We start from the raw sequence: 17425 nt of genomic DNA on the forward strand, positions 1-17425 counted from the left end.
TGTTCTAGAAAGTTGTACCAATATTGAAACTAAAGTTTTCTTGTAAATCACCGTCGTATTTCTTAATGATTTTCGCCAAACTAAAGGTCAAAGGCCCCATAGGTGAAATCCATTGTACCGATATACCTGCTGTTGCTCTTATCAAGCTAGGATCAGAATAATCGATGAGTGCAGGATCACGATCACTCGCGATCAACTGTACCAAATTGGCATAACGATTAATATCAAATTCTGTGTCCCAGACGTTACCTGCATCAACAAATATACTGGTGCGCACTGAATTACGATTTTCTTCTTTTAAAAATGGTGTGGGAGTAATTAATTCCAGCGTCAACATCGCCATGGCATTACCACCAATCGAGCGCTGCGACACCTGATAAGAGTCATTACTGATATCACCAGGGAAGGCAATACTACCGCCTATTGGATCAGGTACGCCCGGTACTGAACTGGTTGAACGGAAGATAGCATGAGGTCCGATAATACGGTTTTCGAAACCCCGCAGGTTAGTACCACCACCGTAAAAGTTTTCGGTAAAGGGTAAGGTGTAATCGTAACCATCTTTATCACCGTAACCATTACCATAACCTAGTTCGAACTTGGCACGGAATGACCACTGATGATCATTACTCAGTGGCACATACTGCTGCGCTTCAAAGTTAGTTTTAAAGTACTGCAAATCAGAATTAGGCGTAGTGGCGCGCAAGGATAAGTTCATCATCCTACCTGCGGTAGGGAACAAACCCCGGTTTAACGTACTATGCATCCACGATGTACTTAATTCAAAGTTAGTGAAATCATAACCACCGTCTGGATTAGACGCATCTAACAATACCGCGCGGAAATGACGTAACTGGTCATATTCGTTTATTTGGTTGATCTTGTTGACTGAAACATTGGCACCGAAGTTTAAGCGGTTACGCTCGTTAATCGGATAACCGACGTTAGCGCCGACGCCATAACTTCTGCGGTTGTAGGCTTCAAGGTTAGATGAGGTGCCGCTGTAATCGAGATCTGAATAAAATACCTGACCGCCTAAGCTGATGCCATCCAAGGTATAGTAAGGATCGGTATAGCTCAGCGTCACGCTCTTTTGGTATTTGTTGGTATTAAGATTAATACCGGCTGAGTTACCCGAGCCTAAAAAGTTGTTTTGTTCCACACCAATCTGGAACGACAGACCTTGGAAGCTACCATAAGACACACCCGCATTGAAACTGCCTGATGGTTGCTCTTTGATAGTAAAACCAATGTCCACTAGATCATCAACACCTGGCACCGGTGAGGTGGCAAAGTCGACTTTTTCAATGTACATCAGACGTTGTAAACGCTCTTTTGACAACTCTAACGAGTCGTTAGATAGCCAAGCGCCTTCCATTTGCCGTAATTCGCGACGAATAACTTCGTCTTTGGTGCTGGCATTGCCTTTAATATCAATACGGCGCACGTAAACGCGTTTACCCGGATCGACACTGATGGTTAACGCCACTTCTTTTTTGTCATCATCAATGGTTGGAATAGTGCGAACTTTCGAGTTAGCATAACCAAAGCGTGCTAAGAAGCGAGCAATGCTTTCTTCGGTGAAGGTGACTAAAGCGCCGTTATACAGCTGGCCTTTTTGCAAAGGTAAAATAGCGTTAATGACCTCGTCTTGCCCAATCAAATCACCAACAAAATTAATTTCGCTAATGTTGTATTGCTCGCCTTCTGTTACGTTCATGGTGACATAAACAGCGGTTTTATCTGGGCTAACTGCCACCTGTGAAGAGTCGATATTAAAGCGCAGGTAGCCGCGGTCAAGGTAGTAACTGTTGATCTTTTCAAAGTCACCTTGCAGCGTTTGCTTTTGGTAGCGGTCCGAAGTCCAAAAACGCCACCAAGGCATATCTTGTTTTGATTCAACAACGTTAAGCAATTCTTCATTCGGGAAGATTTGGTTACCGACGATGTTGATTTGACGCACAGAAGCGGCATCGCCTTCTTCAAAGGCAAATTCAAGATTGACGCGGTTACGCGGCAGGTAGGTGACTTTGACTTCAACCTTAGCCTGATATTTACCCACACCGTGGTAAAACTCAGTTAAGCCGTTTTCAATATTTTTGAGGATCGTTTTATCAAGCGGCTCTCCCACTTGGATCCGATTGCCAGCAAGACTTTCGTTTAGCTGCTCTTCTTTAATATCTTTGTTGCCTTTGAACTCGATATTATTGATGGTTGGACGCTCGCGCAGCCGATATATAACGGTGTTACCATCACGGTATACCCGAATATCATCGAAGTGACCGGCGCTATATAGCGTGCGGATACTGCGCGACAAAGCAAAGTCTGTCACGGTATCACCAATGTTGAAAGGCAGGTTATTAAGTGCCGCACCCAGTGCAACACGTTGCAGGCCTTCGACCTGAATATCCTGTACGGTAAAAGATTCTTCAGCAAGCACCGAGTTGCTGCCTGTAGCAAGCAAGATCGCAGCTACTAATCGTTTAATTGTCATTATTTGAACTACTTATGATTAGTTTATTACAAACGAGAAATATCGTTGAGCAGCGCAATTCCCATTAACATTAGCAGGACTAAAGCACCGAAGCGAAAACCTATATCCTGCGCTCTCTGAGAGACAGGTTTACCGCGTATTAGTTCCACCACAAGATACATTAAATGGCCTCCATCCAAAATAGGTAAGGGCAATAAATTGATTACGCCCAGATTAACACTGATCAATGCCATAAAAGACAAAAACGCGATCAGGCCAATACTGGCGGAGCTTCCTGCACCTTGTGCAATCGAAATGGGACCACTCAAATGTTTTACCGACACATCGCCGGTTAATAATTTGCCAACCATGGCAAAACTGAGCCGCGTTAACTGCCAGGTTTGATTTAACCCTTCAGCCATCGCCGCAAACACCCCATAGCGTTGGGTATAACGCAGGCCCTCAGGCCAAGGTGACACGGCAGGTACTACGCCCAACACCCCTAAACTAAAACCCGCGCTATCTTGTGTTAATGCTGGCGTTGCGTCGAGTGTCAGTTGCTGATTATCTCGCAGCAGCATAAAACGCAAAGTTTGCTCAGGTTGATTTTTTATCGCCTGCTCCACTTCGCTCCAGGCACTAATGGGCTGGCCATCAATAGCCAAAATGATATCGCCCGCTTGTAAACCCGCAGCGTCGGCAGCAGAGCCTGGGGAGATCATCGCCAAGGTAGTGGTGGCCTGAGGCAGCAATAACGACAAACCTAAACTTTGGAAAACAGAATCACGCTCAGGGTCAAATTGCCAATCGCGTGTGTCGAGCACAACTTCACGCTGTCGAGCCGTTTCTGTATGTTCTAAGGTTAAACGAATTTCAGAACGACCCAATTGTTCGACTAACAGTAAGTTTGCTGTGCGTACATCGCGTGAGGGTCGACCATTAACGGCCAGTAATTGTTCATTTTGCTGCACCCCGGCCAGTGCCGCGATAGATTGCGGTTGGGCTTGCGCGATCACCGGTTTGACTTCCGGCACACCAATAAGATACATCACCCACAGCAAGAAAATGGCAAAGATAAAGTTGGCAGCTGGGCCCGCGACCACAATAGAGATGCGCTGCCAAACCGTTTTATGATTAAAGGCGAGATCTTTAAATTGTGGCAAAACAGGATCGACTCGCTCATCGAGCATTTGCACATAGCCGCCAAGCGGAATTGCAGCGATAACAAATTCAGTACCTTGACGATCACGCCAACGCACTAAGCTTTTGCCAAAGCCAATAGAAAAACGCTTTACCAGCACGCCATTTTTACGTGCCAGCCAAAAATGACCAAATTCGTGAACGGTGACTAAAATACCTAGCGCGACCACAAAACTCAGCGCATTCAACAAAAAAGCCGACATTAACCCCTCTCCAACAACTGCCGAGCATAGGCTCGTGTTTCGGTATCGAGCGCCAATATATCATCCAGCGCGTGCGCTTGATAGGTTAGGAAGCGATTGAGGCATGAAGCATTAATCTGATGGATACCGTTAAAGCTTAATTTTCCGGCAAGAAAAGCCGCCACAGCCACCTCATTAGCTGCATTCAGTGCTGTGGTTGCCCCCTGACCTGCGGTGCAAGCATCCATCGCTAAATACAGGTTTGGATAGCGTGCAGCATCGGCTTGCTCAAAGGTAAATGACTGTAAGCTAAAGAAATCTAAGGGTGGAACTGGACTACTGATCCGCGATGGAAATGCCAAAGCATGTGCAATCGGCGTGCGCATGTCGGGTTGACCCAGCTGTGCCAGCACGGAACCGTCGGTATATTGCACCATCGAATGAATGATACTTTGCGGATGAATCACCACTTGAATATCCGCGGCCTGACAATTAAACAGCCAGCGCGCCTCGATGAGCTCTAAGCCTTTATTCATCATGGTTGCACTGTCGACTGAGATTTTTTGCCCCATGCTCCAATTAGGATGGGCAACCGCCTCAGCCACTGTAATCTGCCCAAAAGTGTCTAACGGACGAGTCAGAAAAGGCCCGCCACTGCCCGTCAGTAATAAACGAGAAATACCAAACTGCTGCAAGGTGGCTTGCTGGGTATTTTGCTGGAAAGCTAACGGCAGACATTGAAAAATCGCATTATGTTCGCTGTCTATCGGCAATAAGGTGGCCCCATGGGCGGCCACCTTTTGCATAAACAACTCACCGGTCATCACTAGGGCTTCTTTGTTGGCTAAAAGCACCGTTTTACCTTGCTCGACTGCAGCCAAGGTTGGTAGTAAACCCGCAGCACCGACAATCGCTGCCATGACGATATCAGCGTCTGGATGCCCGGCTAATGCCACTAAGCCAGCTTCGCCGCTTAAGACCTCAGTCGATAAGCCCGCTACTTTTAACTTTGTAGCCAGCTCTGCAGCCGCAACGCTGTCTTGCATCGCAGCAAAACGCGGTCTCACCGCCAAACATTGTTGCAATAATTTGTCGACACCAGTGGCAGCCGTTAATGCTAATACCTGGAATTGCTCGGGATGCTCAGCTAATACCGATAAGGTACTGCAACCAATCGACCCTGTTGCCCCCAGAATAACCACTTGCTTCATAAAAACTGTTTACCTAAAAAGGCCAACATCAGTGCAAACACCGGTGCGGTCGCCGTTAAGCTATCAATACGATCTAAGATACCACCGTGCCCGGGTAAGAAAGCCCCGCTGTCTTTTTTGCCCGCTACACGTTTAAACATACTCTCGCTTAAATCACCGAACACCGATAACACGGTAAGTAACACGGCAGCAACATACCAGTACAGGCTGTGATCGGTTTTCTCCAGCCACGCTAACAGCGCAGTGACCATCAATAAGACAAAAACTAAACCACCGAGCATGCCTTCCAACGTTTTCCCTGGGCTCACTTTGGGCAGTAATTTGGTGCGACCAAATGGCTTTCCGACCAAATAGCCACCAATATCCGCGGCCCACACTAAGCCAAGTAAACAACAAATTAGCCATGCACCGTAAAAGGGTGTTTCATCATAATGCATGCCGCGAATGAAAATTAAAGCCGCCCAAGCGGGTAACAGTGTGAACCAGCCCATCAGTGCGCGTCTAACGCCACTGGTGGCCCACAAGGTTTGACTGTTTGGGAAGGTTAACACTAAGACGATAGCCAGCGTCCACCAGGCTGCGCCGAGCAATAACAAACTGAATAACAGTAGATTACTACTCAATGGCTCGCTAAATGACACTAGGGTATACCAGCACAACATAATAAGCGCAGTTAAGATGACATAACTGGCTCTAATACGCCGAGCGGCTAAACCACAAAAGCCGCTCCATTCCCATGCGCCCAGTAAAAACGCCGCAGATAACACCGCGGCAAAGCCGACCAAAGGTAAATAAAAAACCGCGACCAGCGCCAAAGGCGCAAGGATTAATGCGGTGATCACGCGTTGCTTAAACAATATGATTATCCTTTATTTTCAGCAGCAAGCTCTCGGATCTGGGCACCCGTACAACCAAAACGTCGCTCTCTGTTAATAAAGGTAGCTATCGCTTCAGAAAATACTTGTTGGTCAAAATCAGGCCAGAGGGTTTCAGTAAACCATAACTCAGCATAGGCAGCTTGCCATAATAAAAAGTTGCTGATGCGTAAATCGCCACCGGTTCTAATTAATAAATCCAACTCTGGCTGATCGGCCATTTGTATTTCGCGAGCCATTAACTGTTCGGTAATCTCAGCGGGGGTTAATTTTCCCTGCTGTACCTGTTCAGCCAGTTGCCGGCTTGCAGCAACGATATCCCAACGACCACCGTAATTTGCTGCGATATTCAGCGTCATCGCAGTATTAGCGGCGGTAAGAGCTTCTGCTTTTTTTATATTTTGTACCAGCTTATCGCTAAATGCAGATAAATCGCCAATAATTTTCAGGCGAATATTATTTTTATGCAGAGATTTTACTTCTTTTTGTAACACCAGCATAAAAAGTTGCATCAGCGTACTGACTTCTTCTTCGGGTCGCCGCCAGTTTTCACTGCTAAAAGCGAACAGCGTTAAAGAAGGAATGCCTAATTCACGACAAAAACTGACACTACGGCGAACCGCTTCAACGCCTTTTTTATGCCCCCAAACGCGGGGCTTGCTCTGACGCTCTGCCCAGCGTCCGTTACCATCCATGATAATTGCCACATGCTGCGGCAACGCTTGTTGTTTAAGCTGTGAAACTGCAGTCATCAGTTAACCTGTTATTGTTGTTCTTATGTGCCAACGCTGCCGTTGCACGCCACATTTTATTGGGTTAAACAAAAAAGCGCCGCGAAGTTAGACTGACACGGCGCTTTCTTCATACTATTTCATACTAAAAACAGCAACAAATGAAAGGTCTGAAATCAGACTTCCATCAGTTCCTTTTCTTTTTCTGCTAACACTTCGTCCACTTTTTTCACGAACAGATCAGTAACTTTTTGGATCTCATCTGCCGCTCTACGCTCATCATCTTCACTGATTTCTTTATCTTTTAATAGCGATTTAAAATCAGAATTCGCATCACGACGAATATTACGAATGGCCACTCGACCGGCTTCAGCTTCACAGCGTACCAGTTTAACTAAGTCGCGACGGCGCTCTTCCGTTAATGCAGGTAACGGCACACGGATTACGGTGCCTGTAGACATTGGATTTAAACCCAGGTTAGAGGCCATGATGGCTTTCTCTACCGCCGGTGTCAGGCTTTTGTCGAACACGGTAATGGCTAAGGTACGCGAGTCTTCAATAGACACGTTTGCCAGCTGACGTAACGGCGTATCTGCGCCGTAATAAGAAACCTGAATGCCGTCTAGCAGACCAGGATGCGCACGGCCTGTACGCACTTTACTTAGTTGAGTTTTCAGAGCATCAACGCTTTTATCCATCCGGACTTGAGCATCAGCAATAATGTCGTTAATCACGATCGTTATCCTTTTTTTATTTATGCAGCAGTAACGCAGTCGTTTAGTTTACTGTAAATTTTCCGCGTGGTCGATGATTGTGCCTTCATCGTCACCCATAATCACGCGTTTAAGTGCGCCGGGCTTGTTCATATTGAACACACGAATTTGTAAGTTGTGATCGCGCGCCAGAGTAAAAGCGGCTAAATCCATGACTTTTAATTCTTTGTCGAGAATTTCATTATAGGTTAATTTGCTATACAAGGTAGCAGCCGGATCTTTTACTGGGTCAGCTGAATACACCCCGTCGACCTTCGTGGCTTTTAATACAGCGTCGGCTTCAATTTCAATACCGCGTAAACAGGCGGCAGAGTCAGTAGTAAAAAATGGGTTACCCGTACCGGCCGAGAAAATCACCACACGGCCTGATTTTAGTAAGCTAATGGCTTCTGCCCAGCTGTAGTTATCACACACCCCGTTTAACGGAATTGCACTCATCATGCGAGCATTAACATAAGCACGGTGTAAAGCATCACGCATAGCTAAGCCATTCATTACCGTGGCTAACATCCCCATGTGATCGCCGACCACCCGGTTCATCCCTGCTTTAGCCAAGCCCTCACCACGGAAGATATTTCCGCCACCAATCACAATACCGACTTGTACACCGAGTTCAACGAGTTCTTTAATTTCTTGCGCCATGCGATCTAGCACTTTGGGATCAATACCAAAGCCTTCGTCTCCCATTAAGGCTTCACCGCTCAGTTTTAAAAGGATGCGACGGTAGGTTGGTTTCGGATTAATGCTCATAATTTCCCCATTATGCTATTAGAATTAGTCAGGCAAAAAAAAACCGCGACTCAGGTCGCGGTTATTTTAGCTGTTTTCAGCAAATTGCTAAAGCGCAAATTACTTTTTAGCAGCAGCAATCTGTGCTGCAACTTCAGCTGCGAAGTCTTCTTCTTTCTTCTCAATACCTTCGCCTACTTCTAAGCGAATGAAAGAGATGGCCTTAGCACCGTTTTGCTTTAAGAATTCGCCAGTAGAGATTGACGGATCTTTAACGAACGGCTGACCTGTTAAACTCACTTCGCCAGTGAATTTAGCCATACGGCCGGCAACCATCTTCTCAGCGATTTCTTGTGGCTTACCAGAGTTAACCGCGATTTCGATTTGAATTTGACGCTCACGCTCAACTTCTTCAGCTGAAACGTCTTCCGGGTTAACATAACCTGGGTTGTTGGCAGCAACATGCATAGCCACGTCTTTAGCGATATCTTCGTTACCGCCTTCTAACACGGCTAATACACCAATACGACCAGAGTGGATGTATTGACCGATTACCGCGCCTTCAACTACGGCTACGCGACGTACGTTCATGTTTTCACCGATTTTAGCAACCAGTGTAGCACGCGTATCATCAACAGAAGCACCGTTTAAGTCAGCCGCTAATAATGCTTCAACTGTGTAAAGTTTTTGTGCTTGCGCTAAATCAGCAACGCTGTTTGCGAACGCTAAGAAACTGGCATCACGTGCCACGAAATCAGTTTCACAGTTAAACTCGATAGCAATACCTACACCGTTAGCTACGCGCGTGATGATCACACCTTCAGCAGCAATACGGCCGGCTTTTTTCGCAGCTTTCGCTAAACCACTTTTACGCATCGCGTCGATCGCGGCTTCGATGTCACCACCGGTTTCTTCTAAAGCTTTTTTACAATCCATCATGCCAGCGCCAGTGCGCTCGCGCAGTTCTTTTACTAAAGCGGCAGTTACAGCCATAAAAGCATCCTCGTAATTTAGTTCAGACAAACAGGGGCAAAATGCCCCTGTTGCAAAGTGATTCTGTCAAAGGGCTCGCGGTATTACAGCCAGCCCAAATCAGAAAAATTATTCTGCTTCAACGAAGGCTTCAGCTTCAGCTTGCACTTCGATGTTTTTGTCACGACCTTCCTGAATCGCCTGGCTAACAGCGCCCAGATATAACTGGATTGCGCGGATAGCATCGTCGTTACCAGGGATTACGTAATCAACACCTTTAGGATCTGAGTTAGTATCTACAATAGCTACTACCGGGATACCTAGGTTATTGGCTTCTTTGATCGCGATATGTTCGTGGTCAGCGTCGATAACGAACAGCACGTCTGGCAAGCCGCCCATATCTTTAATACCGCCTAAGCTCTTTTCCAGCTTGTCCATTTCACGAGTACGGTCTAAAGCTTCTTTTTTAGTCAGCTTGTCGAAAGTACCGTCTTGGCTTTGCGATTCAAGATCTTTCAGACGCTTGATAGACTGACGCACTGTTTTCCAGTTAGTTAACATACCACCTAACCAACGGTGATTTACGTAGAACTGGTCAACATTTGCTGCAGATTCTTTGATTGCTTCTGAGGCTGCGCGCTTAGTACCTACGAATAAGATTTTGCCTTTTTTCGCAGAAACTTGCTGGATGAACGCCAAAGCGTCATTCATCATCGGAACAGTTTGTTCTAAGTTGATGATATGAACACGGTTACGAGCACCGAAAATGAATGGCTTCATTTTTGGGTTCCAGTAACGAGTTTGGTGACCGAAGTGAACGCCCGCCTGGAGCATGTCGCGCATAGAAACTTTTGCCATGATATTAATTCCTGTTAAGGGGTTAGGCCTCCATGCATCCCATATGCCGACTCAGCTTTCGCTAAGCACCCCGGAATATGTGTCGATGCATGTGTGTTATTTAATTAAGGTTAGTGCAATCTGCTTAAGCACTGAACTGTCTAACTTATTGCCAGAAATTCTGTAAAGCTACAGCACACGAGCCTTAAGTTAGGGTACAATGCAATTTGCTAAATTGCGGCGCGCTTTATACCATAGGCAGCTTGCAAACACAATGAAATGTGTAAATTAACAGCATTATCCTTTCAACAGATGTATCAGAGAGAGCAGGCATGACAGCACCTATTAAAACCCCAGCAGAAATCGAAAAAATGCGCATTGCAGGCCGACTTGCTGCCGAAGTGCTGGAGATGATTGAGCCGCATGTTGTCGCGGGTATTACTACTGATGAACTGAACACGATTTGTCATAATTATATTGTGAACGAGCAACAGGCCATTCCTGCTCCACTGAATTATCACGGTTTTCCTAAGTCAATTTGCACCTCGGTCAATCAGGTGATTTGTCACGGCATTCCAAATGATAAAGCGTTAAAAGAAGGCGATATCATTAATATCGATATTACCGTGATTAAAGATGGTTATCACGGTGACACCTCTAAAATGTTCGTTATTGGCAAGCCAAGCATCATGGCTGAGCGCCTGATTAAAGTGACACAAGAGGCCATGTACTTAGGTATTAAAAAAGTGAAAGATGGCGTGCGCTTGGGTGATATTGGCCATGCTATTCAACAACACGCCGAAAAATTCAGTTACAGCATTGTTAGAGAATACTGTGGCCATGGCATTGGCGCCGTGTTCCATGAAGATCCGCAAGTTTTGCATTACGGTCGCCCAGGCACAGGTGAAGTATTAAAAAGTGGCATGTGCTTGACCATTGAACCCATGGTCAACGCCGGTGGCCGCCACAGTAAATTGCTGGCCGATGGCTGGACGGTAGTAACCAAAGATCGCAGTTTATCGGCACAGTTTGAACACACGATTTTAGTGACCGACACCGGCTGTGAAATCCTGACCCTGCGTAAAGATGAAACCTTTGAACGGATCGTCACCGCGGAATAACCGCCTAACAGGAGATTAATGTGACCCAGGCTCTTAGTTTTAACCGCGCGCTGCCCGAGCACTATTCACTAGACGCTTACAAAAAGCACTTTGCAGAATTTCAAGAGTTTCAGGCACGGGCTTTTCATAGTCAGCCCATTAATATCCTGGTAAAAAGCCGTGCGAGTTTTATTGATGAAGTACTACTTGAGCTCTGGCAACATTGCGGGCTGGCTAAAGATAAAGCCATCAGTTTAATCGCCGTGGGGGGGTATGGTCGCGGTGAGTTACACCCCTACTCTGATGTTGACTTATTATTACTGGTTGATAAACGCCCCGATAGCAATCAACAAGAGGCTATCGCCCGTTTTATTACCATGCTGTGGGATTTACGCTTAGAAGTCGGCCACAGTGTTCGTACCTACAAAGAAACCTTAAGCCTAGGTAAAGACGATATTACCATCGCCACCAATCTTTTGGAGATGCGCTTACTCACCGGCAATAAAACCCTGTTTCAAGAATTACAAACCGCGGTCAATGCCGATAGTTTTTGGACCAGCCAAGCGTTTTTTCAGGCTAAACGCCATGAACAACAACAGCGCCATGCCCAGTATCACGGCACGGCATACAACCTTGAACCGAATTTAAAAGCTAACCCGGGTGGTTTGCGTGATATTCAAACCATCGGTTGGGTAGCCAAACGCCATTTTAATACCCGCACGATGCGCGAGTTAGTGGCTTATCAATATCTTACTGAAGATGAATACCAAGAGCTGATCGAATGTGAAGCCTATTTATGGCAGATGCGCTTCTCTTTGCATTTAGAAGCGGGCCGTAACGAAAACCGTATTTTGTTCGACTATCAACCCGCCGCGGCTGAACGCTTAGGTTTTGGCTCGGATGGTAAAGCCTCAGTAGAACGAATGATGAAGCGGTTTTTTCGGACAGTTCAACGCGTCAGTGAACTAAACGAAATGTTGTTGCAACACTTTGAAGGCAGCATTCTTAATTCGCAACAAAAACTCAAGGTCAGTCAGTTAGATGATTATTTTGAGTTGCAAGGTCATTTAATTAAAGCGCGCGACAGCGCGGTGTTTGCCCGGCGCGATAATTTATTGCGGCTGTTCTGGCATATCGCCAATAACTCCAATATCACTGGCGTGCACTCGACCACTATTCGCTTAATTCGCCAAGTCCGGCGGCGCTTAATGGGTGACTTACAAGATTATGAAGCCTGTCGCCAACTGTTTCTGACCCTACTGCGCCACCCGCGCGGTATGGATTTAGCGGTGACCTTGATGCACCGTTATGGCATTTTAGCGGCCTATTTACCGCAGTGGCGCAATATCGAAGGCCAAATGCAATTTGATTTGTTTCACGCCTATACCGTAGACGAGCATACCCACCGCTTATTAAAAAATTTGTACAAATACAGCCTTGCTGAGCATGAAAGTGAGTTTCCACTGTGCACGGCTATTGTCAAAAAAATGGAAAAGCCAGAGCTGTTATACCTCGCCGGCATTTTCCATGATATTGCCAAAGGCCGTGGCGGTGATCATTCTGAATTAGGCGGTATGGATGCACGGGAATTTGCCAAGTTGCACAAACTGAGTGAATTCGACAGTAAGCTAATTGCTTGGTTAGTGGAAAACCACTTACTCATGTCGGTAACCGCACAACGCCGCGATATTCACGACCCTGAAGTTGTGGCCGAATTTGCCGCCAAGGTGCGTGATGAAACGCGTTTAAACTATTTGTATTGTTTAACGCTGGCCGATATTCGCGCCACCAATGATACCTTGTGGAATGATTGGAAAGGCTCACTGCTGCGTGAATTGTTTTTAGCCACACAAAAAGCATTTCGTCGTGGTTTAGAAAAACCGATGGATTTACGCGATCTGATCCGGGAAAACCAAAGCGAAGCCCTGCCCATGCTATTACGGCAAACCTTTATTGAAAGTGAAGTGTTGCAGTTATGGAGTCGCATCAAAGCAGATTATTTTGCGCGCTACAGCCCAAAACAAATTGTCTGGCATACCGAACACATTTTAAAGCATAAAACACCGAATGAACCTTTAGTACTGGTGAGTAAAGCACCAATCAAAGGCGGCACCCAAGTGTTTGTTTACACAAAAGATCAACCCGGTTTATTTGCGAAAATGGTCGCCGCGCTAGACAGTAAAAAGGTGAACATTTTCGACGCGCAAATCATGACCAACAAAGACGGTTATGCGATGGATACTTTTGTGATTTTAGAGCAAAACGGTGAAACCGTGAACTCCCCCTCGCGCCAGCAAAGTATCAAGAAAGCTCTTGAGCAATATATTCTTGGCAAGCCTGATTTGTCGCGACAAAAACCAAAACTCTCACGGCAAATGCGCCAATTTACCGTGCCACCGAAAGTGGTATTTTTACCAGGCAATACCCGCCATCGTACCATGCTAGAAATTGCTGCATTGGATACGCCGGGTTTATTGTCTGATCTAGGCCAAGTGTTTCAACAGTGCGGTGTGAATATTCACGCGGCAAAAATCACCACCATCGGCGAGCGCGCCGAAGACTTTTTCTTAATTTCTAACGCAGAGGATGACGCGCTGACAACTGAGCAACAAAGCCAGTTAAGACGGGTGTTAATCTCGCAACTCTCGCAGCAAACAGAAGGCTAAATGACGAATGTCTGACTTAAAAAACCTTATCGAAACGGCGTTTGAACAACGTGCTGACATTACCCCAAAAACCGTGACCGCCGAATTAAAACAGGCTGTCGAGCAAGTGTTAAGCATGCTGGATAACGGTAGCGCCCGTGTCGCAGAAAAAATTGCCGGTGAATGGGTAGTACATCAATGGCTGAAAAAAGCTGTTCTGTTATCGTTTCGGATCAACGATAACGAAGTGATGGATGGCGCCGAAAACCGTTTTTTTGATAAAGTGCCGATGAAATATGCTAACTACACTGACGCGCAATTCCGTGCCGATGGCGTGCGAATTGTACCGCCTGCTGCCGTGCGTCGCGGTAGCTATATTGGTAAAAACGTGGTGGTGATGCCGTCTTACGTCAATATTGGCGCTTATGTGGGCGAAGGTTCAATGGTGGACACATGGGCCACCGTCGGTAGCTGTGCGCAAATTGGTAAAAACGTGCATTTATCAGGCGGCGTTGGCATTGGTGGTGTGTTAGAGCCGCTGCAAGCAAACCCAACGATTATCGAAGATAATTGCTTTATCGGCGCACGTTCTGAAGTGGTTGAAGGCGTTATCGTTGAAGAAGGCGCAGTGCTCTCAATGGGCGTCTATATTAGCCAAAGCACCCGTATTTATGATCGTGAAACGGGGCAAATTAGCTATGGTCGCGTACCGGCCGGCGCAGTTGTCGTGCCAGGCACCATTCCTTCTAAAGATGGCAGTCACAGCTTATATGCTGCGATCATCGTGAAAAAGGTTGATGCGCAAACTCGTGCTAAGGTTGGCATTAACGCGCTATTGCGTAGTATTGAAGAATAAACCTGAATACTGATAAGTTCACACCTTGCTGCTAAAATAGCAAGGTGTGTTGCTTTGCATTAGCGTGGTGCAAACATAAATAATGCCCACAACACCGCAGCGCCAATGGCAAATACCGTATATTCTAAACGTTTCTCAAAGCGTAACTCTGCATCTTTATTGGCTGGCACAACGATAGCCGATACCAGACATACTAGCGCGGTTATCAGTAATAACAATGTTACTGCAAACTCCACTGCTGAACCTAGCTCTACTAACCACACGGACATTTCATACCTCTGCTTATTAGCTTATTGAAATCGGTCACATCTTAACACAATGCGCGCTATGGCTGCAGTGACTCCAGCAAAAGACGGTTAAAAACCTCAACAGCAAATGGCGAGATTTTGTTACGTTTTGTCACAGTCTATGCAGGGTTTTCTGGTACGAAGTCGGTATACTAGTTTAAACAGCCAGTATTCGGAGGACATGATGTTTTACTTTTTTAAAGGGCTGCGCTTGCTGGGGCAAAAAGGCTTAAAACGTTTTGTGTTAATACCCTTGCTGATTAATTTAGTGCTGTTCTTTATGGCGTTTTATTGGATGTGGCAACTGCTACAGTCGTTTATTGTGCATATTCAGCAATGGCTTCCGCAATGGCTGCATTGGTTAGAGTATTTATTGATCCCGCTGGGGGTGATGTCATTACTGCTCAGTTTTGCCTATAGCTTTACGATGGTCGCTAATTTTATTGCCGCGCCCTTTAATGGCTTACTCAGTGAAAAAACCGCCGCGCTACTCAGTGGCAAAGCGATCCCCGAAGTGAGTATGCGACAATTCCTGCATGACGCGCCGCGTTTACTGGCGCGAGAATGGCAAAAACTGTGTTATCTATTACCTCGGGCTACCATCCTGTTTATTCTGTGTTTATTGATCCCGGTGGCGGGCCCCTTTCTGTGGTTTTTTATCAGCGCCTGGTTCTTTAGCCTGCAATATCTCGATTACCCGTTTGATAACAACAAGGTGAGTTTTACCGAGCTAAGACGTCAACTAAGACAAGCGCCAGCCCTCAGCTTATCTTTTGGCAGTGCCGTAGCACTCTTTAGCATGGTGCCGTTACTGAACTTATTAGTAATGCCGGCCGCGGTATGCGGCGCGACAGTACTGTGGTGTGAGCGTTTTGCCGAACACTATGATCCGGCATTACAAGCACCAGGGGCGCGTAGTTACCAGAAGTTAAACAAGTATTGTTAGAAGTGCTCAGCTAACCAAGGCAATGCAACATCTTCAGCTTGTAAGGTTTCACCGGCGTCGATCTCTAACATCGGCGCCACCTCACTGGCTTGTAACTCAACAAGTAGCTCATTAACCTGCTGGCCAGCCGCACAAAAAGTATCATAACTGCTGTCACCTAAAGCAATAACGGCATATTTTTTACCGGTTAATAGCGGAAACTGATCCTTGCAAGCCATATAAAAAGGGAACAACGAATCGGGAATATCACCCTGGCCAGTCGTTGAAGTGATCACTAACCAACAATCCGCAGCAAAGGCTAACACCTCACTTAATTCTGCTGGTTGAAACCATTGCACCTGATAACCCTTGTGGGTTAGTAACGGTAGCGCTTGCTCTGCAACATACTCTGCACCACCGTATACACTGCCGACCATTATGGCGATTTTTTGCATGCTTGTGTCTCCAGAAAAAAATTAAACTGCTGGCGATAGTAAGCGGAGTCTACCGGCCAATTAAAGTGGGTAAAAAGTGTTGTTAATTCGTTTAGCCCTGCTTCAAGCAACAACGGCTGTCCGGTAATCGGATGGGGTAAGCGTAACGTGAATGCGCACAATAATAAACGGTTGCAAGCAAACTGTTCACGAAACATCGCATTATGTTTACCATCACCATGGCTAGTATCGCCGACAATCGGATGGCGTAAATGGGCCATATGCCGGCGTAATTGATGTTTTCGGCCAGTGATGGGCTGCAGCGCCAGCAAGGTGTAACGCGAGGTCGTATAACGACTAACTGGGATCGGCAACTCCACGCGTTGTAACGGTGAATAACGACTGAGCGCAGCTTGTGCGGCTTTATCCGCAGCGGCAAACTTGTCGGCAATTTTATCGAGTTGCTCGGTTAAAGCATAATCTAACTCACCTGAGGCAGTCACATAGCCTCGAACCACCGCTAAGTAACCTTTTTGCCACAGCCCTTGCTGATTTTGCTCTGATAATAACCGTGCCACCTCAGATGACAAAGCAAACAGCAGTACCCCTGACGTGGGTCGGTCCAGACGATGCACCGGATAGACATGTTGACCAATTTGATCGCGCACGGCCTGCAGTGCATAACGGCTGATTTCTTTATCTAAAAAAGAACGATGCACCAACATGCCACTGGGTTTATCGACCGCAACCAGATACTCATCTTGGTATAAAATCGTTAAAGGTTCAGCAAAAGTGGGAGCTTCGGTGAGGTCATACGCTAGGGTTTGTTCAGACACAGATCTAACCTTGTAATCGCCGCTAACAGCGGTTGAATCTTCTCGTCTCGCCCGGCATACACCTGCTCTGCCATCGGTAAAATAGCCACTTTATTCGGTAGCGGTTGACCGGCAGCGAGCATCGCCTGCAGACGAGGAATTAAAATAAATTGCAACCACTGCTCCAGCGGCATGCTATCACAACAAAAAGGCATCGAACTGGCCATCGCCTGCGGCGAAGGTGGCTGCCGACTATACAGACCGGCTTGCTTTAGTGCTTGCATAATATCGGCTAGCAATAGGCTCAGGTGCTGACTCATACGGTTCCTCTCTGCTACAAGGCGGCAATTCTAACACATTGCCGCTGCAACGCAGCATCT

General features: G+C 46.4%; 17 protein-coding genes. 4 read left to right on the forward strand and 13 right to left on the reverse strand.

Annotated features, from left to right (window positions below; all coding sequences use genetic code 11):
* Positions 1–4 precede the first annotated feature (4 nt).
* The 9 genes from bamA to rpsB form a co-directional block, all read right to left on the reverse strand.
* Positions 5–2494, reverse strand: coding sequence for an outer membrane protein assembly factor BamA (bamA, locus tag ORJ01_RS03300; protein WP_306176957.1), 2490 nt, complete (start codon positions 2492–2494; stop codon positions 5–7).
* Positions 2495–2520: 26 nt separating this feature from the next.
* On the reverse strand, positions 2521–3876 hold the full coding sequence (gene rseP / locus ORJ01_RS03305; RefSeq protein WP_306176958.1) for a sigma E protease regulator RseP: 1356 nt from the start codon (positions 3874–3876) through the stop codon (positions 2521–2523).
* Entirely contained in the window at positions 3876–5066 is a 1191-nt protein-coding gene (gene ispC / locus ORJ01_RS03310) for a 1-deoxy-D-xylulose-5-phosphate reductoisomerase (RefSeq protein ID WP_306176959.1), read from the reverse strand. The genes rseP and ispC overlap by 1 nt, the downstream gene beginning before the upstream one ends.
* The gene (locus ORJ01_RS03315) at positions 5063–5923 is read right to left on the reverse strand and encodes a phosphatidate cytidylyltransferase (protein WP_306176960.1); all 861 of its coding nucleotides are present in this window, start codon (positions 5921–5923) and stop codon (positions 5063–5065) included. The genes ispC and ORJ01_RS03315 overlap by 4 nt, the downstream gene beginning before the upstream one ends.
* A gap of 5 nt (positions 5924–5928) precedes the next feature.
* The gene (gene uppS / locus ORJ01_RS03320; protein ID WP_226749732.1) at positions 5929–6693 is read right to left on the reverse strand and encodes a polyprenyl diphosphate synthase; all 765 of its coding nucleotides are present in this window, start codon (positions 6691–6693) and stop codon (positions 5929–5931) included.
* 155 nt (positions 6694–6848) lie between these two features.
* Positions 6849–7406: a ribosome recycling factor gene (gene frr / locus ORJ01_RS03325; RefSeq protein WP_306176961.1), complete on the reverse strand. Its 558-nt coding sequence runs from the start codon at positions 7404–7406 to the stop codon at positions 6849–6851.
* Between the two features lie 48 nt (positions 7407–7454).
* Positions 7455–8195 (reverse strand): UMP kinase, encoded by a 741-nt coding sequence (gene pyrH / locus ORJ01_RS03330; protein ID WP_226749730.1) that lies wholly within the window; start codon positions 8193–8195, stop codon positions 7455–7457.
* 99 nt (positions 8196–8294) lie between these two features.
* Entirely contained in the window at positions 8295–9167 is an 873-nt protein-coding gene (gene tsf / locus ORJ01_RS03335) for a translation elongation factor Ts (protein WP_226749729.1), read from the reverse strand.
* Positions 9168–9275: 108 nt separating this feature from the next.
* Positions 9276–10004, reverse strand: coding sequence for a 30S ribosomal protein S2 (gene rpsB, locus ORJ01_RS03340; RefSeq protein WP_226749728.1), 729 nt, complete (start codon positions 10002–10004; stop codon positions 9276–9278).
* Between the two features lie 311 nt (positions 10005–10315).
* Here rpsB and map point away from each other — a divergent pair, with 311 nt between their 5' ends.
* The 3 genes from map to dapD are packed head-to-tail and all read left to right on the forward strand — an operon-like array spanning position 10316 to position 14584.
* The gene (gene map, locus ORJ01_RS03345; RefSeq protein ID WP_236128639.1) at positions 10316–11104 is read left to right on the forward strand and encodes a type I methionyl aminopeptidase; all 789 of its coding nucleotides are present in this window, start codon (positions 10316–10318) and stop codon (positions 11102–11104) included.
* Between the two features lie 20 nt (positions 11105–11124).
* Positions 11125–13749: a [protein-PII] uridylyltransferase gene (glnD, locus tag ORJ01_RS03350; RefSeq protein WP_306176962.1), complete on the forward strand. Its 2625-nt coding sequence runs from the start codon at positions 11125–11127 to the stop codon at positions 13747–13749.
* A gap of 7 nt (positions 13750–13756) precedes the next feature.
* The gene (dapD, locus tag ORJ01_RS03355; RefSeq protein ID WP_226749725.1) at positions 13757–14584 is read left to right on the forward strand and encodes a 2,3,4,5-tetrahydropyridine-2,6-dicarboxylate N-succinyltransferase; all 828 of its coding nucleotides are present in this window, start codon (positions 13757–13759) and stop codon (positions 14582–14584) included.
* A 59-nt stretch (positions 14585–14643) separates the two neighbouring features.
* On the opposite strand, the gene ORJ01_RS03360 is transcribed toward dapD, so the two are convergent.
* Positions 14644–14853 carry a hypothetical protein gene (locus tag ORJ01_RS03360; RefSeq protein ID WP_226749724.1) on the reverse strand — a complete coding sequence of 70 codons (210 nt, stop codon included), beginning with the start codon at positions 14851–14853 and terminating at the stop codon, positions 14644–14646.
* A 199-nt stretch (positions 14854–15052) separates the two neighbouring features.
* Here ORJ01_RS03360 and cysZ point away from each other — a divergent pair, with 199 nt between their 5' ends.
* Positions 15053–15817, forward strand: a complete 765-nt coding sequence (gene cysZ / locus ORJ01_RS03365; protein ID WP_306176963.1) for a sulfate transporter CysZ — start codon at positions 15053–15055, stop codon at positions 15815–15817.
* On the opposite strand, the gene ORJ01_RS03370 is transcribed toward cysZ, so the two are convergent.
* From ORJ01_RS03370 to ORJ01_RS03380, 3 genes are read right to left on the reverse strand one after another with little or no spacing between them, the layout of a single operon-like run.
* Entirely contained in the window at positions 15814–16251 is a 438-nt protein-coding gene (locus tag ORJ01_RS03370) for a flavodoxin (protein WP_306176964.1), read from the reverse strand. The two genes, cysZ and ORJ01_RS03370, sit on opposite strands and share 4 nt — an antisense overlap.
* Complete coding sequence (truC, locus tag ORJ01_RS03375; protein ID WP_306176965.1) at positions 16233–17066, reverse strand: tRNA pseudouridine(65) synthase TruC; 834 nt, start codon at positions 17064–17066, stop codon at positions 16233–16235. Before truC ends, ORJ01_RS03370 begins: the two co-directional genes overlap by 19 nt.
* Entirely contained in the window at positions 17048–17365 is a 318-nt protein-coding gene (locus ORJ01_RS03380; protein ID WP_306176966.1) for a YqcC family protein, read from the reverse strand. The genes truC and ORJ01_RS03380 overlap by 19 nt, the downstream gene beginning before the upstream one ends.
* Between the last annotated feature and the right edge of the window lie 60 nt (positions 17366–17425).

This window comes from Alishewanella sp. SMS8, from assembly GCF_030737935.1.
Lineage (GTDB): Bacteria > Pseudomonadota > Gammaproteobacteria > Enterobacterales > Alteromonadaceae > Alishewanella > Alishewanella maricola.